The 22,745-nt window shown below is 63.2% G+C and carries 15 protein-coding genes and 1 pseudogene; 6 read left to right on the top strand and 10 right to left on the bottom strand.

Features of this window, described 5'->3' with window-relative positions; genetic code table 11:
* Window positions 1-158 precede the first annotated feature (158 nt).
* The 6 genes and pseudogenes from hemL to hemE all read right to left on the bottom strand — a co-directional run bounded on the left by hemL (window position 159) and on the right by hemE (window position 6,403).
* Entirely contained in the window at window positions 159-1,442 is a 1,284-nt protein-coding gene (gene hemL / locus RQ865_RS01865) for a glutamate-1-semialdehyde 2,1-aminomutase (RefSeq protein ID WP_311476974.1), read from the bottom strand.
* Window positions 1,430-2,353 carry a porphobilinogen synthase gene (gene hemB, locus RQ865_RS01860; protein WP_311476972.1) on the bottom strand — a complete coding sequence of 308 codons (924 nt, stop codon included), beginning with the start codon at window positions 2,351-2,353 and terminating at the stop codon, window positions 1,430-1,432. Before hemB ends, hemL begins: the two co-directional genes overlap by 13 nt.
* Before the next feature lie 38 nt (window positions 2,354-2,391).
* Window positions 2,392-3,090: a uroporphyrinogen-III synthase gene (locus tag RQ865_RS01855; protein ID WP_311477056.1), complete on the bottom strand. Its 699-nt coding sequence runs from the start codon at window positions 3,088-3,090 to the stop codon at window positions 2,392-2,394.
* A gap of 72 nt (window positions 3,091-3,162) precedes the next feature.
* Window positions 3,163-4,032: pseudogene (gene hemC / locus RQ865_RS01850) on the bottom strand (hydroxymethylbilane synthase); the annotation flags it as partial.
* Complete coding sequence (locus RQ865_RS01845) at window positions 4,029-5,366, bottom strand: FAD-dependent oxidoreductase (protein WP_311476970.1); 1,338 nt, start codon at window positions 5,364-5,366, stop codon at window positions 4,029-4,031. The gene RQ865_RS01845 and the pseudogene hemC, both read right to left, overlap by 4 nt.
* Window positions 5,363-6,403: a uroporphyrinogen decarboxylase gene (gene hemE, locus RQ865_RS01840; RefSeq protein ID WP_399521791.1), complete on the bottom strand. Its 1,041-nt coding sequence runs from the start codon at window positions 6,401-6,403 to the stop codon at window positions 5,363-5,365. The genes RQ865_RS01845 and hemE overlap by 4 nt, the downstream gene beginning before the upstream one ends.
* 62 nt (window positions 6,404-6,465) lie before the next feature.
* Here hemE and RQ865_RS01835 point away from each other — a divergent pair, with 62 nt between their 5' ends.
* The gene (locus RQ865_RS01835) at window positions 6,466-7,725 is read left to right on the top strand and encodes a glutamyl-tRNA reductase (protein WP_311476966.1); all 1,260 of its coding nucleotides are present in this window, start codon (window positions 6,466-6,468) and stop codon (window positions 7,723-7,725) included.
* A 63-nt stretch (window positions 7,726-7,788) separates the two neighbouring features.
* Here the strand turns inward: RQ865_RS01835 and RQ865_RS01830 are convergent, their stop codons facing one another.
* Window positions 7,789-8,133 (bottom strand): hypothetical protein, encoded by a 345-nt coding sequence (locus tag RQ865_RS01830; RefSeq protein ID WP_311476964.1) that lies wholly within the window; start codon window positions 8,131-8,133, stop codon window positions 7,789-7,791.
* Window positions 8,133-8,345, bottom strand: a complete 213-nt coding sequence (locus RQ865_RS01825; RefSeq protein ID WP_201517214.1) for a DUF3107 domain-containing protein — start codon at window positions 8,343-8,345, stop codon at window positions 8,133-8,135. The genes RQ865_RS01830 and RQ865_RS01825 overlap by 1 nt, the downstream gene beginning before the upstream one ends.
* Before the next feature lie 88 nt (window positions 8,346-8,433).
* Between RQ865_RS01825 and RQ865_RS01820 the strand changes: the two genes are divergently transcribed.
* Window positions 8,434-11,829 (top strand): PD-(D/E)XK nuclease family protein, encoded by a 3,396-nt coding sequence (locus tag RQ865_RS01820; RefSeq protein WP_311476961.1) that lies wholly within the window; start codon window positions 8,434-8,436, stop codon window positions 11,827-11,829.
* Window positions 11,826-15,281 (top strand): ATP-dependent DNA helicase, encoded by a 3,456-nt coding sequence (locus tag RQ865_RS01815; protein WP_311476960.1) that lies wholly within the window; start codon window positions 11,826-11,828, stop codon window positions 15,279-15,281. Before RQ865_RS01820 ends, RQ865_RS01815 begins: the two co-directional genes overlap by 4 nt.
* Window positions 15,282-15,354: 73 nt before the next feature.
* Here RQ865_RS01815 and RQ865_RS01810 read toward each other — a convergent pair whose 3' ends face one another.
* On the bottom strand, window positions 15,355-16,437 hold the full coding sequence (locus tag RQ865_RS01810; RefSeq protein WP_311476958.1) for a phosphotransferase: 1,083 nt from the start codon (window positions 16,435-16,437) through the stop codon (window positions 15,355-15,357).
* Window positions 16,438-16,523: 86 nt separating this feature from the next.
* Here RQ865_RS01810 and nudC point away from each other — a divergent pair, with 86 nt between their 5' ends.
* Together nudC and RQ865_RS01800 are read left to right on the top strand one after the other, a co-directional pair.
* Window positions 16,524-17,501 (top strand): NAD(+) diphosphatase, encoded by a 978-nt coding sequence (gene nudC, locus RQ865_RS01805; RefSeq protein WP_311476956.1) that lies wholly within the window; start codon window positions 16,524-16,526, stop codon window positions 17,499-17,501.
* Window positions 17,494-19,266 carry an ATP-dependent helicase gene (locus RQ865_RS01800; RefSeq protein ID WP_311476954.1) on the top strand — a complete coding sequence of 591 codons (1,773 nt, stop codon included), beginning with the start codon at window positions 17,494-17,496 and terminating at the stop codon, window positions 19,264-19,266. The genes nudC and RQ865_RS01800 overlap by 8 nt, the downstream gene beginning before the upstream one ends.
* Window positions 19,267-20,092: 826 nt before the next feature.
* Here the strand turns inward: RQ865_RS01800 and RQ865_RS01795 are convergent.
* Window positions 20,093-21,481, bottom strand: coding sequence for a zinc-dependent metalloprotease (locus tag RQ865_RS01795; protein WP_311476952.1), 1,389 nt, complete (start codon window positions 21,479-21,481; stop codon window positions 20,093-20,095).
* 82 nt (window positions 21,482-21,563) lie between these two features.
* Here RQ865_RS01795 and RQ865_RS01790 point away from each other — a divergent pair, with 82 nt between their 5' ends.
* On the top strand, window positions 21,564-22,721 hold the full coding sequence (locus RQ865_RS01790; RefSeq protein ID WP_311476951.1) for a S16 family serine protease: 1,158 nt from the start codon (window positions 21,564-21,566) through the stop codon (window positions 22,719-22,721).
* Window positions 22,722-22,745: the final 24 nt, after the last annotated feature.

Raw genomic sequence — 22,745 nt, 5'->3', positions numbered from 1 at the left:
CACCGCAGCTACAAAATGGCACCGCCATACCGGTGCCATTAATCGGCCACGGTGCCATTTCCATACGTTCTCAGACGAAGTGGCACCGCAGCTGCAAAGTGGCACCGACATAGCGGTGCCACTTGTCGAACGCGGTGCCATTTCCCGAGATGGAATGACTAGCGCTGGGCGGCCGCGCGGGCGGCGGCGGGCAGCGCGTCGACAATGCGGTTCATTGCCGCGTCATCGTGCGCGGACGAAAGGAACCACGCCTCGAACGCTGACGGCGGCAGCGCCACGCCGGCTTCGAGCATGGCGTGGAAGAACCGACCGAAGGCGGCGGTGTCTTGTGCTTTCGCATCCTCGTAGTTGCGCACCGGCTCGTCACGGAAGAACACCGAGAACAGGTTGCCGGCGGTTTGGATCGTGTGCGGTACCGAAGCGGCGGTGAGCGCCTCACCCACCGCGCGCTGCAGCTCGGCCGAGCGGCGGTCGACCGTCGCATACACCTCGTTGTCGGCCAAGCGCAGCGTTTCGAGCCCGGCGATGGTCGCCAGCGGGTTACCCGACAGCGTACCGGCCTGATAGACGGCACCCACGGGGGCCAGATGTTGCATGATCTCGCGGCGGCCGCCGATGGCTGCCAGCGGCATCCCGCCACCGATCACCTTGCCGAACGTGAACAGGTCGGGCTCATAACCGCCCTCGAGGCCCCACCAACCGGCGGGACCAACCCGGAAACCGGTGAGCACTTCATCCAGGATGAACAGCGCACCGTGTTCGCGAGTGAGCTCACGCAGGGTTGTATTGAAGTCGGCAGCCGGTGTGACGATACCCATGTTCGCGGGCGATGCCTCGGTGATAACCGCAGCGATACGGTCGCCCATTTCAGCGAACACCTCGCGAATAGCGGCCACGTTGTTGTATTCGACCACCACGGTGTCGGCGGTGGCAGAGGCCGGCACACCCGCCGAACCGGGCAGGCCCTGGGTTGCCAGGCCTGAACCGGCAGCGGCGAGCAGTGCATCCGAGTGCCCGTGATAGCAACCGGCAAACTTAACGACCACATCGCGCCCGGTGGCGCCGCGCGCCAGCCGGATAGCGGTCATGGTTGCCTCGGTGCCGGTTGACACAAAACGAACCTGCTCGGCAAGCGGCACCCGCGCGCGCACAGCTTCCGCAAGCTCCACCTCGGTGACGGTGGCTGCCCCGAACGACAGCCCGCGCGCGGCGGCCTGCTGCACGGCGGCAACCACCTCGGGATGGGCATGGCCCAGCAGCGCCGGACCCCACGAGCACACCAGGTCGACGTACTCGTTACCGTCCACATCCACCACATAGGGGCCGTGCGCCGAGGCGATAAACACCGGGTCGCCACCCACCGAACCAAACGCGCGCACCGGCGACGAGACACCGCCAGGGATGATGTCTTTGGCGCGATCAAAAAGATTTACTTCAGCCATGATGCAAACTCCTCAGCCCAGTAGGTCAACACAATATCGGCACCGGCGCGAACAATCGCGGTAACCGATTCTGAAATCGCAGCCCGGCGATCGATCCAGTTTTGGCGGGCAGCCGCTTCAATCATCGCGTACTCGCCCGATACTTGGTATGCGGCCACCGGCACCGGCGCAACAGCCGCCACATCGGCGAGCACATCGAGGTAGTAGCCGGCCGGTTTCACCATCACCATATCGGCACCCTCGGCGAGATCGAGTTCGGTCTCGTGCATCCCCTCGCGACGGTTTGCGGGGTCTTGCTGGTAGGTGCGGCGGTCGCCTTCGAGGGTTGATGAAACCGCGTCGCGGAAGGGGCCATAAAACGCGGATGCATACTTAGCCGAGTAGGCGAGAATGGCCACATCCTGGAAGCCAGCGTCATCGAGCGCATCCCGGATAAATCCGACCTGGCCGTCCATCATGCCCGAGGGCGATACCACGTGTGCTCCGGCGCGAGCCTGGGCCACCGCCATCGCGCCATAGGCTTCGAGCGTCGCGTCATTTTCAACCTTGCCCGTGGCAGTCACAAACCCGCAGTGGCCGTGGCTGGTGAACTCATCCAGGCAGGTGTCGGCCATGATGACGGTGTCGTTGCCAACCGCATCCCGCACCGCTGCTAAGCCGAGCTGCAGGATGCCCTCTTCATCCCAGGCTGCGCTGCCGCGCTCATCCTTCGCGGCCTCTTCGGGAACCCCAAACAGCATGAGGCCACCAACACCGGCGGCAACGGCACGTTCGGCAGCGGCCGGAAGATCGGCGAGCGAATGGCGGTGCACACCTGGCATTGAGACGATTTCGCCGGGCTCATCGGCAACAAACATTGGGAGCACCAGCTGGTCGGGGCGCACCTGCGTTTCGCGCACGAGGCGACGCATAGCGGGGGTGGAACGGAGTCGACGGGGACGATGCTGAATCATGCGCTGTGCTTTCTGATAGTTGCGAGTGCTTGGATAAGCCCGTCGGCATCCTGCGTGGCTGCCTGGGCTGCCACGGGTACCGAGCGGTGGTGCAGGGATGCTGCCGAGGGCGGGCCGAACGCCACAACGGCCGTTTCGGGATGCCAACCGAGCAGCTGCTCGATCGCGGCACCCATCGAACCCGACAGCACCACGACGGCATCAAAATGTCCGCTGCGATAGTCGCTGATGAGGCGCTGGGGGAGTGACTCGACCGGTTCCATCGTGTACACCGGCAGCGTTTCAACCTCATAGCCTTTTTCGCGCAGCCCGGCCGCGAGCACTGGTGACGACAATGCCGAACCGGGGATGAGTACGCGCCCCGACCCAGCGGGCCAGGCCTCGGCGAGCGACGCCGCGCTTGATTCGCCGCGCACCGGCAGCAGATCGACACGGTAGCCGTGCTCGCGCGCTGCGGTTGCGGTGCCAGGGCCGACCACCGCGAGACGGGCTGATTCGGGGACGCGCAACCCCAACTGTTCGAGCACCGTGAACGTTGTCGGCGAGGTCACCGCGACCCAGTCGGCGCCCTCGAGGGTGCGGTCGGTGGCGATCGGCACCCGCTGTTGCACCGGTTCGGCAGTCACTTCGGCACCAGATGCCCGCAGCGCCGCCAGCAGATCACCCTCATTTGCGCGGGGGAAGAACACGTGCATCCCCGCCAATACGTTCGCGCCGCGCCACAGCGACGAATCGTCGTGGAGCTCGGTCAAGCGTGACGGGCGGGATGCATCGAGCTCGGCAATGTCTGCCGCGCCCTGCCGTAGCAGTTGCTGCGCCGTGAGCGCACCGGCCTCATCTGTCAGCGGCATCGAATGGGTTACGGCGGCGCTACCGTCGAGCGCAAACACCCCGGCCTCGAGCGTGTCGCCGCGGCCGAGGGCGCCGATTGGGGCAGCGCAGCCACCGCCGAGTTCGGCAAGCACCAGGCGTTCGGCGTGCACTGCGCATGCTGTTTCTGGGTGGTCTAGGGCCGCGAGCGCTGCCATCACCTCGGTGTTTTCGCTGCGACACTCGAGTGCGAGCGCGCCCTGACCCGGTGAGGGCAGCAGATCGAGATAGTCGGTGATGTGTTCGGTCATGCCGAGCCGCTGCAGGCCCGCTGCCGCGAGCACAACCGCGTCGAGGTCGGTGGCTGATACGCGCGCGAGCCGGGTGCCGACATTGCCGCGCACATCCACATAGCGCAGATCGGGGCGTAATTGACGCAGCTGGGCGACCCGCCGAGGCGAGCCGGTGCCGACGGTGGCACCGGCGGGTAGCTGGCTGAGCGTGAGACCGTCACGCGCACAGAGGGCATCGCGGTGATCGGCGCGAGCCGGGACGGCTGCGATGGTCAGCCCCGCAACCGGCTGCGTGGGCAGGTCTTTGAGCGAGTGCACCGCGAAATCGCATTCGCCGTTGAGCAGCGCGATGCGCAATTCGGCGGCGAATACGCCCACGCCTCCCAGTTGGGTGAGTGAGCCGCGGGCCACATCACCGCCGGTGCGGATACGCACGAGTTCAACCTCGTGACCGCGGGCGCGGAGTGCATCGGCAACCTGCTCCGACTGCGAAACGGCGAGGGCCGAGCCTCGGGTACCGAGCTTAAGTTTCACGAATCTCTCCCTGTGCGAGTAACGTTCCCCGCCGCTGTGTGCACACTATTTACCCAATCGCGCTCGAGCAATTGCGCCACACCAGCGATTGCGGGCGCAATACCGTTGCCGTCGAGCCAGGCACCAACAAGTGAAACTCCGGCAGCGCTGGCCCGATCACGAATCGTGGTGCGCTCAGCGGGACTGATGCGGGTGGGCACCGAATCCCATGCCAGCGAGACAAAACCGGTGATGTCCGCTGCTGTTACCGGCACCCCGGTCAGGCGTGCGAGGTCGCCCACCGCGCCCTCAAGGGTGGGGCGGGCCTGCGGGGGATAGGTCATGCGAAACACATGTTCGGGTACCCACGACCATTTTGCCGAGTAGTGCGTGATTGCTTTGGCGCCGACACCGTCGGGTTCGGCCACCACGGCTCCCGAACCAATCGGATGCGCGGCAAACTCGGGTTTTGAGGTGGTGAGAATGGCCGATCGGATGGTGCGCACCGGCGGCGGGGTGAGTTCAACTCCCAGGGTGGCCAGCAGTTGTGTAGCCACCCGTGCCGGAGTAGCGAGCACCAGGTGGTCGGCATCGAACGCGATACCGCTGGTGGCGTACACCGTGAACCCGGCTTCGCTGTGTTCGAGTCGGGAGACGGGCGTATCGGTATGCAGCACACCACCTGCTGTCAACAAGCGTTCGCGCAGTGCTTCGATGAGCTGGAACATACCACCGACTGGTTGTTCGACAGCGGCGCTACCGGGACCACGAAGCTGCGCCACCGCGGCGATCAGCGAGCCGGTATCGGCCAGTTTCTTCAGCAGCTGCGGTGCGAACTCGATAAGCGGCATCTGTTCGGGCGAAAGCGCATATACGCCGCGAGTCACCGGGGCCACGAGCTTTGCCACTACCGCTTCGCCCAGCCGCGAGCGCACGAGCTCGGCGATTGTGGCCGCGTCGGCACCCACATTGCGGTCAAGCTGCGGCTCGGAGGTAACAACCCGGTACTCATCAGCACTGAGCGCACCGAAGGCGGGATCGTCGAGTGAACTGGGAATACCGAGCACTCCGGTGGCCATCGGATAGACACCGTGTCGCCACCACAGCTGCGAGGTGCCGTGTGGCGGGGACACCGCAAGCCCGAGCTCATCACACAGGGTGCGCACCGTGCCACCGCGAACCGCGTAGGCCTCCGCTCCCGCATCTACGAGCGCATCGCCAACCGTGACCGGGCTGATCATGCCCCCGAGCTGTGGCTTTGCCTCGAGCAGCGTCACCTCGTGATCGCGTTCGCGCAGCCGCACGGCTGCCAGTAGCCCGGCAATACCGCCGCCGACAATGACGACGCGACTCACAGCTCGTGGATGAGGGCAACCAGGTCGGTCAGCACCTGCGGGTCAGTTGTGGGCGGAACTCCGTGACCGAGATTCACGATGTGCGCCGGAGCTGCCTGCCCGCGACGCACCACATCGCGTGCGTGTGCTTCGAGGGCTGGCCAGCCGGCAGCCAGCAGCGCGGGGTCGATATTGCCCTGCAACGGCAGGCCTGGCACCAGCTGCGCCGCCTCATCGAGCGGCGTGCGGTAGTCGACACCAAGGGCATCAACACCGATAGCGGCCATATCGGGCAACAGATGACGGGTACCCACACCGAAGTGGATGCGCGGCACCCGGTCGGCCACTGCTGCAAGCGCGGTGGCCGAGTGCGGCTGCACATACTCGAGGTAGTCGGCACGGCTCAGCGAACCGGCCCACGAATCAAACAGCTGCACGGCGCGAGCGCCCGCCGCGATCTGCGCATCCAAGAACTGGCCCGAAAGTTTCGCGGCCCAGTCGAGCAGACGATTCCACGCTTCGGGATCGGCATGCATCATGCTGCGGGCTCGCAGGTGATCGCGGGTGCCGCGCCCCTCGACCAGGTAGGCGGCGAGAGTGAACGGGGCGCCAGCAAAACCAATAAGCGGTGTCGCATCACCGAGCTCGCTGACGATGATCGATATCGCTTCAGTGATGGCGCTGCTGTCTGAAATTTCGTGTGCGACGATGCGGTCAACATCCGCGCGGGTGCGCACCGGATTTTCGACCACCGGGCCGACACCCGAAACAATATCCACATCCACGCCTGCCAGAACGAGCGGCGTCATGATGTCAGAGAAGAAGATTGCCGCATCCACGCCGTGACGACGCACCGGCTGCAGCGTGATCTCGGCAGCTAAATCGGGAACCAAGCAGGCTTCGAGGATAGTGGTGCCCTCGCGAGCCTGGCGATATTCGGGCAGCGAACGACCTGCCTGGCGCATGAACCACACCGGCAGTCGGTCTGGTCGTTTGCCCTGCAGCGCAGAAAGAAGAGCACTCATAGTGACTATCGATTGTGCCACAGGCGTGTGCATGCCAGGGCAAGGCGGTTGGGTGCAACGTTACCGCCCAGAAAAGTGGTTGAATAGGCAGCACTGTGACTCTGCATGTTTTTTCTCTCCAGCATGATCGTCAAGGGCTCTCGGAAGTTGAGCGAATCGCCAACGGCATCGATAAAGCGGTAGCCGAGCTTCGAAAGTCATCGGCGGTTACCGGTTCGGTGGTGTTGAGCACGTGCAACCGGGTTGAGGTGCTGCTTGACACCGATGAATCCGGCGCAGCCGACCTGCGAACGGTGCTGAACGCGCAATTTGCTACGCCACCGGCCTGGGATCTCTACCTCGGCGAGGCGGCGCTCGGGCATCTTTTCCGTGTGGCTGCCGGGCTCGAATCGATGGTGGTTGGTGAGCGTGAAATCGCCGGTCAGCTCAAGCGAGCTCTCACCGACGCGCGCGACGCGGGTGAGTCGACACATGTGCTCAATATTGCGATTGACGATGCGCTACGCACCTCGCGCCGTGTCTCACACGAAACCGCGCTCGAGGGTGCCGGTCGTTCGGTAGTGAGCGAGGGTCTCGACCTGCTTGAGGTCGATGACTGGGCGAAGCTGTCGGTGCTGATCGTCGGCACCGGCGCCTATGCCGGTGCGGTAATTGCCGCGCTGCGCCGCCGCGGTGTGGCAGATATTGCCGTGCACTCGGCCAGCGGCCGCGGTGAGCGCTTTGCTGAAGGTCACGAGGTTGCGCACGAGCCCGATCTGACTGCCGGTATCGCCGCAGCAGATCTCATCGTCACCTGCCGTGGCCGTGGCGGGCATGTCATCACCCCGCGGACGCTGACGGAGGTGAGTGGGCCGAAGATTTTTCTCGACCTGTCGCTCGCACGCGATGTTGATCCCGAAGTCGGCCAGCGCGAACAAACCCAGCTGATTGATCTCGCCCGCATCCAAGAGGCGCTCGGTAGCGGGATTGATGAAGACACGCGCCGGGCCAGTGCGATTGTGAATGAAGGCATCGCCGAGACCCTCACCAAGCTGCGCGTGCGCGCGGTCGACCCGGCGGTGGTCGGATTGCGCGAATCGGTGATGGCGCTGGTAGATGACGAAGTCGCCCGGCTGCCGCAGCGCGAGCTCACGCACGAAGACGCCGCGCGATCACTGCGGCGGTTGGCGACCCGACTGCTGCACGTGCCATCAACCCGTGCCCGGCTCGCCGCCGAACAGGGCCGCACCGCCGAGTACCTGCGGGCTATGCAGCATCTGTACGGCATCGGTGAGCGTCGCGAAATTGACGCCGACACGCTCGAAGAAGATGTCTGCCCGGTGACACACCTGGGCGTGTCTGACCTCAAACATTAGCCACCGGGGCCCGGCATGACAGACCGGTTGGTTCGGTGGTGTCGGATTGCGACGGGCTGGTGCTCAGTTGCTCTCGCCGGGTTGGATATTGACGCGGCCTACGTGACTGAGGCGGTCGAAGAGGTCTTTATCATCCGCCTGGCGGTGTTTCGCCATGCCGGTGGCGCTGAGAAACACGGTAACCGTAACGACAATCACGAGCACCACCCACGGCGCGACCGCGGTGGGAGCCAACGCCGACCAGGTAAGCAGCCGGCCCAACCAGATCAGTGCTGTCCAGGTGCCGGCAGCCACTGCGGCGCCGATACCCGGCAGCAGTAGCGGATGCAGTAGCCCCTTCGGAGCGGCAACGGCGTGGGCTGCAATACCACAGAGCACACCGATTGCCAGTGCAATGAGCGTCTCCATTAGGCCACGAATCCAACGCGGCGGGCGGCCTCTTCGCCGATTTCTACGTAGGCGATCTGCTCACGGTTGACGAGGTAGACGCGCTGGCGGTCATCCTCGAAGCGAATGATCGAGTCGCCTCCGGTTACCAGCTGCTCAACCTCGGCCGAAGAGGCGTTGGTTTCAAAGCTGAGTTCACGGGGCGAGTGCAGGATACCGATACGCAGTTCCACGGAGAAACCTTTCGCTCAAATGCGGATGCTTGCCGATGGACAGCCTACTTGGCTAAAAGTGTCGGAGGCAGCAAGTACGGTGAATGCCATGAGCGAACAAGTAGGTAGCGTGTCGATTCCGCTGAGCGATCGACAGCGGCATATCCTCGCCCGCACCCACGACGAACCCCTCGCCGTATTGGGTGCTCCTGGCACCGGAAAAACCTCGCTGCTCATCGAAGTGGTTGCGGAGCATGTCGGGGGTGGTACACCACCCGATCAGGTTCTTGCGGTGGCGGCCAACCGCAAACAGGCCGCCGATCTGCGAGATCGTATCGCCGCTCGGTTGCAGACCGCGGTGCGCGGTGGTGGGCTTGGGCGCACGGTCGCTTCGATTTCGCACGAAATTGTGTCACTTGATCGAGCTCGCAATGGCGAGACTGCGCCGCGATTGCTGACCGGTTCGCAGCAGGATGCAATTCTGCGTGATGTTATCGCCGGCGCCACCGATCCAGATGGGGCACCGATACGCCACCGTGGAGAGCTGCCCTGGCCCGAAAGCTTCTCGCCCGAAACTCCCCACCTGGCGGGGTTTCGCGCCGAGCTACGTGAACTGCTTGCGGCGATGGCCACTCACAGCGTCAGCCCCGAGCAACTGGCAAAACTGAGCCTGCCGTACGACGAAGCGGTGGCCGCACGGCAACGTCACCGTGCCCTGTGGCTGGGGGCCTCGCAGCTGGCGCGCGACTACCAGGATGTGCTCGGCTCGGCCTATGAAGCCAGCTACGACGTCGCTAATATGACCGCGTTGGCAGCCAAACTGGTGGCGGCGGGGGCGCTCTCGGCAGCCGGCACCGAGATCAAGCTCGTGGTGGTTGACGACGCCCAAGAACTCACCGAGTCGGGTCGACAGCTGGTCGCCGCATTTGAAAGGCGCGGTGCCCGCATCATCAGTTTTGGTGATCCCGATGTCGCCACCGGCCCCTATCACGGCGGCGTCGCCGAATATGCCCGCAGTTGGCGGTCGGCAGATCAACCGGCTCCGTCAATCGAGGTGCTTGATCGCCGATACCGGCACACGCCGGTTACCAGCCGAATCTTCGCTGGCTTTGCCGAACGAATCGGCGTTGCTGAAGGTGCCTGGCAGCATCGCGCCGCGGTCAGTGCACGCGCCACCCGCACCGAAGTCGAAGCCACTGTTGGCCAGACGATTCCCGAGGTGGCGAAGGCAGAGGCTGGCAGCATCCATGAAGAAGCCACGCTGGTTGCCGGTTACCTGCGTCGTTTGCATCTGCTCGAATCGGTGCCGTGGTCGCAATTGGCGGTGATTGCTCGCAGCAGCGCCACACTCGCGACAGTCGAACGTGCCCTCAACCGCGCCGGAATCCCAACCGCAACGAACGCGCCGGTGCGAGCCACCGACGACTCGACAGTGCAGGCAATTCTGACGCTCGCGCAGCTGGCGCAATCCGACCCCAAGGTCTGGTCGCTGGGGGCTGTGCAGCGGGTGCTGGCCTCCGAGCTTTTCGGAGTAGACGCGTTGAAGTTCCGTCGACTGCGGCGGTCGATGGTGCACGCCGATATTGCAGCATCTCAACAGCACGGCCAGGCAGCGACGGGCTCGGCCACGCTTCCCGGTGAACTGTTTTCGGGCAGCGACCTGGTGATCGCCACGATTGCTGCTGAGATTGAGGACAAACGCCACCCCGTCGGTTCGGATGTGCTCGATGCCATCGAGCAGCGGCGCAGCACAACCTCGCGGGGTGCTCGCGCGGTGCGGCAGATGATCGAGATATTACGCGGGATGCGCCAGCGTCTGGCCGCCCACGCACCGCTCGACACCGTGCTATTTGTGGCCTGGGACGATTCCGAGCGTAATGCCCGCTGGCAGCGCGCTGCACTTAACAACACTCCCGATGCGGTTGCGATTAACCGGCGGCTTGATGCGGTTGTCGCGCTCTTCGACCGTGCCAAGCGATTCGTGGAACGCAACCCTGATGCATCACTCGAAGTGTTTCTTGCCGAGTGGCAGAACAATAATGTGGTCGACGACTCGCTTGGCGGGGCACGTCGCACCGAAGCAGTGACGCTCACCACACCGGCAGCTGCGATCGGGAACTCGTGGCGTGGCGTTGCCATTGTGGGCGTGAACGAGGGCGCCTGGCCAAACCTGCGGGTGCGCGACACACTGCTCGGCGCCGGCCGGCTAGTTGAGGCGCTGCGAAACGAACCGACGCCAGGCGCGATCGATCGGCGCCGTCAGGTGCTGTACGACGAGTCACGGATGTTGCTTGCAGCGATGAGCCGAGCCAGCGACTATCTGTTACTCACCGCGATCAATAGTGACGAAGTGCAGCCCTCGCCGTATCTGCGGCAATTACCACTGCCTGCGCTCGACCCGCGGCTGGTGCTGAGTGAACAGCTGGCAGTCGACTATCGGCTATTGGGAATGGGCGCACTCACGGGGCATTTGCGCCGCGAACTCGCTGAAAGCGGCGACCGCGATTCAGCCCTGGCGCTGGCTCGTCTGGCACGCGCCCGAGTGCCGGGAGCGGACCCGGCCGATTGGTTTGCTGCTCGCGGGCGCAGCACCGAAGCACCGCTACTGACGGTGAGTGAGGCACATACCGAGCTGTGGCTGCGACCATCCTCGATTAAAGGATTCCTCACCTGCCCGCTCAACTGGTTTGTTGAGCAGCATGCGTTCGGTAGCCCCTCACCCGCGCAGACAGTGGGAAACATCATTCACGAAGCACTCGAGCACGAACTTGATTTCGCCTCGATCATTGAATATCAGCAGTGGGTGCACGACCAATTGCAGTTGCTCGACTTCGAAGCCGACTGGACCGGCGAAGTGCAACGCGGTCGTGCCGAAGAAAAGGCCCTGCGCTTCTGGCAGTATCTGCAATGGCAAGGATCGGGGCGAGCAATCGGGTATGAAACAAATATGCGCTGCTCGTTTGCCGAACAGCTCGTCACAGAAACGGGCGACCTCGATATCACTCTCAATATTTCCGGGCAAATCGACCGTATTGAAACTGACGAAAACGGTGTTCGTATCGTAGATTTCAAGACTGGCCGCCGTCCCTCGAGAAGTGAGCACAGCGACTATTTCCCGCAGCTGTGGGCCTATCAGATCGGGTATCAATTGGGAGCGCTCGACGAACAGCTCGAGCGGGTTATCGAGCCAGAGGGCGAATCAAAACGGTTTGATGTGGGGAGACTCGTGTTCGAAAAAGACGTTGTTAACCCGCCGCAGTACGAACTGGTTGAGCAGCCCGCACTCAGCGAAACCGAACTGGCATGTGTTCGCCAGCTCTTTGCTCGCATAGCGCTGCAACAGCACGGTGTGCTGATCTCAACAGCAGTAGACCCCGACCGGCCCACCGTGGGGTCGGTCAATGCAGCCCCTCAGTTCATCGCAGAGCTTGGCACTCACTGTGCCGGCAGCTGGGGTATGCCGGCTTCCTGCGCTCTGTACACGGTGCCGGAGGTAACCGAATGACCGAGCAACTTCACCTGCAGATTGCGCGGGCACTGACCCCCAGCGGGAAACCTGTTTATCTGCCCACCGACGAGCAGCGCAAGATAATCGAGGCGCCGATCGAACCGGCGCTGGTGGTGGCGGGTGCTGGCAGCGGTAAGACGCACACGATGGTGCTGCGCATCCTGTGGTTGATTGCCACGCACCAGGTGCACCCAAGCGAGGTGCTGGGGCTTACCTTTACTCGCAAGGCCACCGGCGAGCTGCGCACCCGACTTGAGGCAGGGCTGCGTGCGTTGCGGCAGCACGGCATCATCGACTTTGACGAGTTCGAGGCGCCCCAAATCAGCACCTACAACTCGTATGCCAGCACGATTTATCGGCAGTATGCGCTGCTAGTTGGCCGCGAACCCGACGCGATGCTGCTCGACCAGCCGGCAGCCTTCTCGCTCATGCGACAGGTAGCCATCGACAGCAACGATGTTGAACTCATGCTCGGGCAGTGGCGCAACCCAGGCCAGGTCGCTGAAAAGGCACTTGAACTGGCCAATTCCATGCGCGATAACGGCCTCACCGGTAGTGATATCGAAGGGTTTGTGGCAACCTTTACCGACTGGCTCGCCTCGCGTGAACGCGGTGTGACCGATTCCGGCCGACCGGGGCCGAAATTTGAAACCGTGCACAAACTGGTCGACAACATCGAGCGGTTACCGGTGCTCGCTCGTCTCGCCGACGAATACCAGCGACGCAAACGCCAATACGGCGTGATCGAGTTCAGTGATCAGGTAGCCACCGCCACCGAAATCCTCGCCCAAGACCCCGCTATCGGAGACGAACTCCGCGCCCAGACCAAGCTCGTCATCCTTGACGAATACCAAGACACCTCGGTGGGGCAGACCGCGCTATTCGCCACACTATTCCGCGGCCACGGAGTGATGGCGGTGGGCGACCCCAAACAGTCAATCTACGCCTGGCGAGGCGCTTCGGCCGGCAATATGCGCTGCTTCTACCGCGATTTCGCCACCGCCCAACAGCCGCGAAACAAGTTCACACTCTCAACCTCTTGGCGCAACGATAGCGATATACTCACGGCAGCGAACCGGGTGGCCCAGCCGCTTCCTGAAAGCCGTCACGGCGTCACGCTCGCCGCCCGCGACGGAGCTGCTACGGGAAACATCTGCGCAGGCTACTTCCTCACCCAAGACCAAGAGTCTGCGGCAATTGCCGACTGGTTTGCCGAGCGGTTCATCGACAACGAGGTCGTATGGCGTGAAAAAACCGGCGCGGTGCTGGTTCGGGCGCGCAATCAGATGCAGTCAATTGTCGATGCCCTTGCCGCGCGCGGCATACCCTACCGGGTGATCGGCCTCGGAGGGCTGCTCGGCACCCCAGAAGTGGTTGATCTCAACTGCTTGCTGCGCGCGGCCAGCGACGAGTCGGCGGGTAACGAACTGCTGCGGTTACTCGTGGGGGCCCGATTTGAACTGGGCCTCGCCGATATCGAAGCCCTCTCGCTTCTGGCTCGACAAACCGGGCAGTCGCGGCAGCTTCGCGGCAGCCACCACGCGCAACAAGAGACCGATTCGTTGGCCGAAGCACTCGATATGGTGCCAGCGCTCAGCGCCGAACGACGTGAGCAACTGAGACTGAGCGAGGCCGGCTACGAACGGCTGTGCGAAGCGGCTGAACTGCTGCGCGAAGTGCGGCACGATCTCACACTGCCGCTGGTGGAGCTGGTTGACAGCACGATCCGCCGTAGCCGACTTGAAATTGAAACCGCGGCCAACCCCAACAAGGTGGTGGGTGCAGCCAATCTTGACGCCTATCTGGATGCGGTGCGCGCCTACACTGCCACCAACCCCACCGCCGACATCAATGAGTTTCTCGAATGGCTCGAAGCGGCAGAAGCCGATGACCAGCACGCCGAGGTCGATGACGTTCCCGAAGACCGCGGCATTGTGCAAATCACGACGATGCACTCGGCCAAGGGCTTGGAGTGGGATGCGGTGGCGATTCCACAGCTCAACGACGGCAAAATGCCGAAAACCGACGCCGGAAAGGGATGGTTTAACCAAAACCAGCTTCCCTATCCGCTGCGGCAAGACCGCGACGATCTGCCGCGCTTTGCCGACCTCGACTTTCGCGACCCGTTGGCGCTGCGAGCCTCGCACCACACGCTCTACGACATCAAGCAAGAGTTCGACAGGCAAGCAACCGACTCGTTCGCGGCACAAAACCGGCAGCGGGGCATCGACGACGATCGACGACTTGCCTATGTGGCCATCACCCGCGCACGCAGTGATCTGTGGCTAAGCTCCTGCCGCTGGGTGGGCCGCAACTCGACCCCCGCATATCCCTCACCGTTCCTGCACGAAGCGGTTGCCGCTTTGGCCGCCGATGGCGAGACAAAACCTCGCTTCACGACCCCCGCCGTCTTTAACCCGACGCTATTTTCGCAGCCCGTAGCCGACCTCAGCGATGCACTGGCTCTAGTGCCCGCACCAGACAGCGTTGAACAAACACCGCAGCTGGTGGTCACCAGAAACACCACCTACCTGCTTGATAGCTCAGGCCGATACGAACAGACCGACCGGAAAGGTGTGCTTTCCGACTCGCCGGTGCTTGCCAAACGCGAAATTGAACTCTGGCCGCGGCCACCAATGGCCGCAGAACCACTGGCCCAGCGGCGTCGACAGGCGCAGCAATTGCGCGAAATGATCGATAGCGAGACCGAACTAGAAGCTGGCCGTTACGACCTGCTCATTGACCTGATGCTCGCCGAACACGATGACAAGCAGCAGCCGCGATCATTCGATCTGCCCGAGCAATTCGGTGCCTCGTACTTCCACGAGCTCATTGAGCATCCCGAACAATCAGCACTCGACTACGCCCGGCCGATGCCGCAGCGACCCACTGTCGCCTCGCTCGTGGGGAACCTCTTCCACGGTTGGGTTGAGTCGCTGTTCACCGATCAGAGCTCCGGAGCACGATTCCTTGACGGTCTCGAACCCGATATCGACGAGGGTGGAGATGCTGGGTTGGCGCGGGCGAGCACAACCGACCGCGATCGGCTAGAGACGTTCAAAACCACGTTCATGAGTAGCCGTTTCGCCCCCTCGAAAATACGGCCAACACACGTAGAGCTGCCGATTGATGCGCCGCTGGGGGAGCGAATCGTGCGCGGCAAGATTGATGCCGTATACGAGCATCCCGACGGCACAGTTGAAATCGTCGATTGGAAAACCGGTGCGCCTCCCCGAGGAGCTGAACAGCGACGGTCACGAGAGCTGCAGCTCATGCTCTACGCCCACGCTTATGCCGAAAGCTATCGGGTGCCGCTCAACCGCATCACCGTTACGCTCTACTATCTCGCCGCCGATGAAGAACTGCACGTGGATAGAATCTTGCCCAAACAGCAATTGCTCGAACTGCTGCGGGCAGCCGAAACCCGAGCGAACGAGGCACTGCACTAGTGCCAGCCGCACAAAACTCCGCCGCAGCAGCAGGCCGGCGCTATTGTGGCAGCCTCAAGTGGGAGACAAGCTGCTAGCTGTCAGAGCCGCCACCGAGCCGCGCTTCCGAATGTCTTTCGGCAGCGTCGGTCTCAGTGCGCTTGGGTAAACTTGCTTCGTGGTGGCGAGCCTTCGTGCCTGCCTCGGCTAGCAGCTCCTGCACCTCGGCCAAATCGAGCACCGGCAGCGTTTCATGCCGCAGTTCGGTCGACTCCAGGGCACGCACCCGCGTAACCAGCCCATCCAACAGCTGCTCCGCATCCGCAATCACCGTGGCGTCTTGCGTCTCGACACCGTGCAGCAGCCAGCGTGCCAGCTCGAGTTCGGCGTACAGCATCGCGCGCTGGCGCAGCTGACGGTCTACGGTGGCGCCACGCGCATCCACATACTCGTCAAAGAGCGCGCGTTCAGTCGCCCCGTCGAGAGTCTGCGCCCAACGCATATCTTCGGCCGGGTCACCAATGCGCAGATCGCTCCAGCCGAGCACCCCTACCACGCTCGCAGCATTGGTGATAAACGACGACCGCTCGAGCGAACCATGAATCACCGAGGGCGAAAACTCCCACAGTGACGGGTCATCAAGCGCAGCACCCCAGCGAGTTGCCAGCGCGTTGGGTAGCCGGCCGGTGGTGTCAGCCTGATCGATGAGCTGCTCGACCGACTCACGCACCGCCTCAACATCGAGCACCGGTAGCCCGGCCTTACCGACAAACGACTTCGGCAGCGCGTGGATGGCCGCAATCGAACGGCCCATCTCGGCCACCAGCAACGAGTCGTGGGTCAATTCAACCTGGGCGCAGTCTTGGCCGGGAATAAAACTGAACACCGCCAGCTGTGTTTCACGGCCGCGCCACTGGCCGAGCATCGTGGGTACCGCGAACGGCAACCGCGAACGCAAGCCCTCGGTGAGCGCCTCGAGTGCTCGTGCCTGGGCCAGCTGCTCGGCAGCCGCGGCCTCAAGGCGTGGCTGCCGCACAATCACCATCAAACCGTCGGTGGTGCGCAGCAACGCCGCGTCGTAGTCGCCGGTGGTGCCGGTGGAATACGGCGCGGCGGCCACGATATCCAGACCGGGCACGGCGGCAGAGGCCAAACCGGCGAGCTTCAGGTAATCCATGCCGACACCATAAAACGGTCGGTAGGGTGCAGCGCGCTGCCGCGCCGTTAATGGGGGCATTGACCGGCCAGCACTACACTCGCAGCATGGACGCACAGCACAACTTACCGCTCGGCAGCTGGCTGCCGCTGGCCCGCTGCGCGGTCGACCGCGACGCCAACGGCCGCCAAGACCCACAGCTGCTAGAGCATCTGCTCATGCATCCGAATACTCGCGTGCTACTGCAAAATCGCGACACCGTGCTGGTGGGCGCTCTGCCCGGAGGCGGGCTCGCGCTTGATTTGCGTGTGTTCACACAGCTGCGGCCGGTCACCGCTGCCACCGCGCCCAATCCGCTCTACCTCGGTAAGATACTGCACGAGCGCACTAATACCGACGGGCGAGTCGACCCGGTGGGCACATCTGTGATCGCCATCGAGGTTGATGATTTTCACGCGCAACAAATCGAACCCAATCAACGTCGCTGGGAGCAGCTCACCGAGGTGGCGCTCGAGCTGAGCGACCTCGATGTGGGGCTGTTCACCGAAGCGTTGGCGTTGCGGAATTTCCACACGAGCCACCGCTACTCGCCGCGCACCGGGGCGCCGCTGACCTCAACCGAGGGTGGTTGGGTGCTTCGCGATAGTGAAGGCGGTGCGGTATTCCCACGCACTGATAGCGCGGTGATCGTGCTGGTGACCGACGCAGATGATCGCATTCTGCTGGGCGCCAACCGCAATTGGTCGCCGCGGTTTTATTCACTGCTGGCGGGTTTTGTTGAGCCGGGTGAATCGTTCGAACAGGCTGCTGCCCGCGAAGTGCTCGAAGAAGCAGCGGCCGAGATCGTCGAGCTCAACTATGTGGGTTCGCAGCCGTGGCCGTTTCCCGCGAGTTTGATGGTTGGTTTCACCGCGAAACTCGCCCCACACCAAGACCCGGCAACGGTTTGCGCCGATGAGTTCGAACTCGCCGAGGTGCGGTGGTTCACCCGCGCCGAAATCCGTGAGCATCCCGAACTTTTGCCCGGCCGCAGCTCGATCGCTCGGGCCATGATTGAGCAATGGAACGGTCAACCAATTGAGTGAACCGACATCACCGCAGCCGCCGCGTGTTGTCAGCGGCTCAGAACTGCTGGCTCCGCTTAATTCTGAGCAGCGTCGGGCGGCGCTCTCGCTGGTGGGTCCAGTGCGCATCCTGGCCGGCCCTGGAACCGGTAAAACGCGAACCATTACGCACCGCATCGCCTACGGCGTGCGCGAGGGCGTGTATGACCCCAATCGGGTGTTGGCGCTCACCTTCACCGCCCGTGCCGCGGGCGAGTTGCGTGGGCGGTTGGCGCAATTGCAGGTGCCCACGGTGCAGGCACGAACCTTTCACTCGGCGGCGATGCGACAGCTCGGCTATTTTTGGCCGCATGTTGTTGGTGGCTCGATGCCGAGGGTGGTCGCATCGAAGTCGAAAACCATTGCCGAGGCAGCGAACCGGTTGGAGGTTCGTGTTGATCCAGCCCGGGTGCATGCCATTGGTGAACAGATCGAGTGGCGCAAGGTTCGAGAACTGACGCACGACCAGTTTGCCGAGATGCTTAACGCGGGCAACCAACCGCTGGCGGCCGGGTTGGCTGTCGAACAGCTCGTCGCGCTGAGCGAAATGTATGAGCAAATCAACAACGAGCGGCGGGTGATCGACTTCGAGGATGTGCTGCTTGCCGCCGCCGGGATGCTTGAAACTGAGACCTGGGTGACCCAGCAGGTGCGTGAGCAGTATCGATTTTTCGTGGTGGATGAATACCAGGACGTTTCACCACTGCAGCACAAACTGCTGCGACTATGGCTGGGCAACCGCCGCGAGCTGTGCGTGGTGGGGGATGCGGCGCAGACGATCTTCTCGTTCGCGGGCGCCAGCTCGCACTACCTCACCGATTTTGATCGCGAGTTTCCGGATGCCCACACCGTTGAGCTAGACGAAAACTATCGTTCGACTCCCGCGATCCTTGCCACCGCGAACGCGCTCGCCGGGCAGATTTCACACGCAGTCACGCTCGTGAGCGCTGATGCCGAAACCGAAACCGGCGCCGCCCCCGACCTCATTGATTACCCCGACAGCGAAACTGAAGCCACATCGATTGCCGCGCGCATCCGCCACCTCGTTGACGATGGAGTCGCCGCTTCGCAAATCGCTGTGCTGGTGCGCACCAACGCGCAAACTGAGCCGTTTGTCCAGGCGTTTCAACAGGCGAATGTTCCGCACCGGCTGCCCAGTAGTGAGCCGTTTTTTCGGCGCCCCGAGGTGCGGGCCGCACTCACCGGTTTTCGGGCTGCGGCCGTTGCCGGCGATGACCGGCCACTGTTTCAGGTGGTGTCGGATGTGCTGCGTGATCGAGGCTGGTCGATGCAGCGCCCGAGCGGTAACCGTGAACTTGAGCGAGTGTGGGCGTCGTTGGATGCACTGATGCAACTCGCAGACCGGGCCGAGCCAGACACCACGATCGCCGAGTTTTCAGCACAGCTGCAGCTGCGGGCACAGCTGCAGCATGAGCCGGAACTCGATGCGGTGACGGTCACCACTATGCACGCCGCGAAGGGTCTGGAATGGGACCACGTGTTCGTTGCGGGGCTAGCGGAGCGGTTACTGCCGGTGCCGCAGGCTACGACGCCGCCGCTGCTAGATGAGGAGCGTCGGTTGCTGTATGTGGCGCTAACCCGTGCCCGGCGGCAGTTGCATCTGAGCTACGCGCGCACGATCCGCCCGGGCGAACCTGCGGCAACGAGTCGGTTTGTAGCTGAGCTCGGCAACCGCATTCGGCGTGGTAGTTTCGGCGTTGCCGGCTTGACAGCAAGCGAGGGCTAACCACGAGCGTTTGCTTGGCGAGCTGATGCGCCGCGACACGCTGCTCGGTAACCGGCTGCGCTAGCAGGCGGCACAGGTGTTCGGCGGCCACTAGCGCGGTGCACCAGCGGCGAGTTTCGTCGTCGGTTGGTGGTGGGGATGCAGCCAGCTGTGTGGCTACAGCAAACCAGCCATGCTCGGTTTCAACACGGTGCCGTTCATCACAATTGGGGCAGGGGGTGGCCGGTGGCAGGCTGAGCGGGCCGACAAGATCTTGAGTGGTTTCGCGCACAATCGCCAGCTGGGGGATCTGCAGCGATGCCATGTGCAGGTAGCGGCGCGGTGCGAGCACGCGCTCGGCAATATCGACCACCGCATCCGGTAGCGGGTCGAGTTGTGCAGGGTTGGTGTGCTCGTCACCAATGGCGACACGATGGCCCCCGCGGTTCACCGAACCCGCGATGAGTTCAGCCAGTGGTCTGGACGTCGTTGTGGTGCGGATGAGTAGCTGCCGACTGATCGTGTCGCGCAACTCGATCGGTTCGCAAATATTCATTAGCGAATCAACCAGTGCTGGGAAATCCTCGGTAGCTTGCCGACGCTGCAGTGCCCATTTTTTGGCGTCGGTGAGCAGCTCGGCACGTGTGGTGCCGAGCTGCGCGTGCTCGATAAGTGTGCGTACCAGCGGCGTGTCGGGCAGCGTGAGTTGCGCCTCCGAATCGCCGATGCGCAATTGTGTGGGCGAACAGAGCGTCACCGGTAGGGCAGGATTGAGTCGAAAACGCATGCGTTCAGCGTGACAAAAAATCACTCCGGCCGTTGCACTTATCCACAGGGGATGCGCCGATTAGTTGCGCGGCAAATCACCGTCGGCCGGTGCATCCCCGAACGCATCGGGGTCGTCGAGCAGCCGCTGCAGGTCGCTATCAAGCTCATCCATGGGCCGTTCATGCTCGGCACCTGCCAAACGGTCAACGAGCGCCTCGGGGCTATCGATATCGTTCGCATCGGGAAGCGCATCCCGGTGATCCCACAGCGAATCGCGCACATCGGCTCCGAGCCGTTCCGAAACGGTGCGCCACATGGCGGCTGCTTCACGCAGCCGACGCGGACGGATTTCGAGCCCCACAAGGGAACCAAATGCCCGTTCTGCAGGCGAACCGGTGGCGCGACGACGGCGCATCATCTCGGCGATCGCATCGGCGTGGGGCAAGCGACGGGTTGCTTCAGTGGTGACCACATCCACCCAGCCTTCGATGAGCGCAACCATGGTTTCGAGCCGATCGAGTGCCTCCTGCTGTTCGGGAGTGCGCGGCGGAATGAGTTCGCCCGAGGCCAGCACCTGACGAATCTCAGTGGGATCAGACAGGTCGAGTTCGCGCACGGTTTGCTCAATTTGGTCGGTGTCGATCGAGATACCGGCGGCAAACTCGGCGATGCTGGTTTCGAGGTGCAGACGCAGCCACTTGGCGTGTTGAAAAAGTTGGGCGTGAGCGACCTCGCGCAGCGCACACCACAGCACCACCTCTTGCTGCGGAACTTCGAGGCCCTCGGCCCAGGCGATCACGTTTTGTGGCACCAGTGCGGCTCGGCCGTGGGGGAGTACCGGCATCCCGATATCGCCACCGGCGAGCACAACCTCGGCGAGTTTGCCAATGGTGTGCCCCATCTGCATCGCGAACATCGAATGCCCCATCGAGCGCACCATGCCGCTCGAGCGGGTGACCATATCGCGTAACTGTTCGGGGGTTTGTTCGGCGAGAGTGTCAACCAGCGCATCTGAGATGCGCCGACCCACCGGGTCACACATTTCCTGCCAGGCGGGCAGTGTTTGCACGATCCACTCGTGCCGGGTGAGTGTGCGACCAGCCTCGGTGAGGTCGCCCACCGAGGTCACCTCACCCAGCCACAGTTGCGCGAGCGTAAACGCCTGATCAAACTCTTGCCGCTGGGATGCATCCACCTCACTATTGCCCACGGCAGCGCGTTTAGCGGCATCGCGCACGAGATTCCAGTCGATACCCTCGGCCGACACCTGCATCGAGTGCTGCAGCTGCGCGAGAAACTGCGTTAGCGACCCCGGGTCGGTGGGGAGCCCCGCAGCGGCGGCAAGCTGCGACATGTCAATGCCGTCGGGCGCTCCCGAACCGCCACCCAGTAATTGTTCAAGCAGTCTGCGCAGCTCGTCTTCTGGGCGCTCATTATTGGCATCGTTGCGTTCTGTGTGATCGCTCATGTCATTCCTCTCAGCGCGTCGTTCTACAGTAGCTGCGGTGTGCGAAGCGTTTCCGCACCACGACCTACGAAAGTTGTAGTCAGTGACCGAATCTGTTGCGCCCTCCGCGAACCCCCAGCCCACTTCCGACACAGTGTCGAAACGTCGCCGCATCCATCCGGGTGCGGTGACTATGCTTGCCGGGCTGGTACTGCTGCTGATTTTGGCGCTCACCCCCTCGCCATATGTCATTCGCGGACCGGGACCGGTTGCGAACGCGCTTGGCTCAGCAGGCGCCGAGGGACAGGAGCAGGAGGTAATCAGCATCTCGGGTGCGCAAACCTACCCCGCGGATGAGGGCGAGCTGACGGTGATGACGGTGTCGGTGGTGGGGAACCCCGAGCATCAGCTCAACTGGCTTGAACTTGCCGGGGCGTGGTTCGACCCGACCAGGGACGTGCTGCCGATGGAGCTGTACTACCCGATGGGCGTGTCGAAACAGGAGCGTGACGAACAGACCGCGGCGATGATGACCAGCTCGCAAGACACCTCGGTGGCGGCGGCACTCACCTATCTCGGCTATGACGTGAAAACCCAGGTGGTGGTAGCGCAGGTGCCTGAGGGCAGCCCCGCCACCGACAAACTCAAGGTGGGGGATGTGGTGCTCGCCTACGGCAGCGAACCCGTCGGTTCGCTCGCCGACGTGCAGAAAATGGAGCTGACCACTGAACCGGTGCGGGTTCGCATCCGCCGTGATGGCGAAGAGAAAGTGGTCGAAGTCACACCGAAGCTGGCTGATGACGGGCAGGGCAACCGGCGCCCGCTGCTGGGCATCCTGGTGCAAGAAAAACACGAGTTCCCGATTGACGTGCACATCAGTCTCGCCGACGTTGGAGGGCCAAGCGCCGGGCTGGTGTTCGCGTTGGCGACCATCGACAAGCTCGAGCCGGGTAGTCTCACCGGCGGTTTGTCGGTGGCGGTAACCGGAGCCATCGCCCCCGACGGCACGGTGTCGCCCATTGGCGGGGTGCGCCAAAAAATCTTTGCCGCCAGCGACAATGGCGCCGACTACTTCATCGCACCCGAAGCAAATTGCGGTGAGGCGCTCAGCGGTGGGTCGGCGCCTCGAAACATGACGGTGTACGCTGTGGCAGATCTGCGCGAAGCCGTGGATGTGTTGAAGGGTAACGCCGCGGGTGATACCGAGGGGCTGCGCACCTGCGCCGATGCCATCGCCGCCGGGGTGCCACAAGTGCAGTAGTCCCGGTAGGATCGTTCGATTGAA

The sequence above is a fragment of the uncultured Gulosibacter sp. genome (genome assembly GCF_963509965.1).
Lineage (GTDB): Bacteria > Actinomycetota > Actinomycetes > Actinomycetales > Microbacteriaceae > Gulosibacter.
The sequence above is the reverse complement of the archived record's forward strand: the minus strand, read 5'-3'. Positions and strand labels throughout refer to the sequence as shown.

Bases quoted from the DNA above. Each gene is read 5' to 3' on its own strand.
- hemL (WP_311476974.1), bottom strand. From the start codon at position 1,442: ATGGCTGAAGTAAATCTTTTTGATCGCGCCAAAGACATCATCCCTGGC.
- hemB (WP_311476972.1), bottom strand. From the start codon at position 2,353: ATGCGTCGCCTCGTGCGCGAAACGCAGGTGCGCCCCGACCAGCTGGTG.
- RQ865_RS01855 (WP_311477056.1), bottom strand. From the start codon at position 3,090: ATGCACGTGTTCTTCCCCCGCGCAAATGAGGGTGATCTGCTGGCGGCG.
- hemE (WP_399521791.1), bottom strand. From the start codon at position 6,403: ATGCACACGCCTGTGGCACAATCGATAGTCACTATGAGTGCTCTTCTT.
- RQ865_RS01830 (WP_311476964.1), bottom strand. From the start codon at position 8,133: ATGGAGACGCTCATTGCACTGGCAATCGGTGTGCTCTGTGGTATTGCA.
- RQ865_RS01820 (WP_311476961.1), top strand. From the start codon at position 8,434: ATGAGCGAACAAGTAGGTAGCGTGTCGATTCCGCTGAGCGATCGACAG.
- RQ865_RS01815 (WP_311476960.1), top strand. From the start codon at position 11,826: ATGACCGAGCAACTTCACCTGCAGATTGCGCGGGCACTGACCCCCAGC.
- RQ865_RS01810 (WP_311476958.1), bottom strand. From the start codon at position 16,437: ATGGATTACCTGAAGCTCGCCGGTTTGGCCTCTGCCGCCGTGCCCGGT.
- nudC (WP_311476956.1), top strand. From the start codon at position 16,524: ATGGACGCACAGCACAACTTACCGCTCGGCAGCTGGCTGCCGCTGGCC.
- RQ865_RS01795 (WP_311476952.1), bottom strand. From the start codon at position 21,481: ATGAGCGATCACACAGAACGCAACGATGCCAATAATGAGCGCCCAGAA.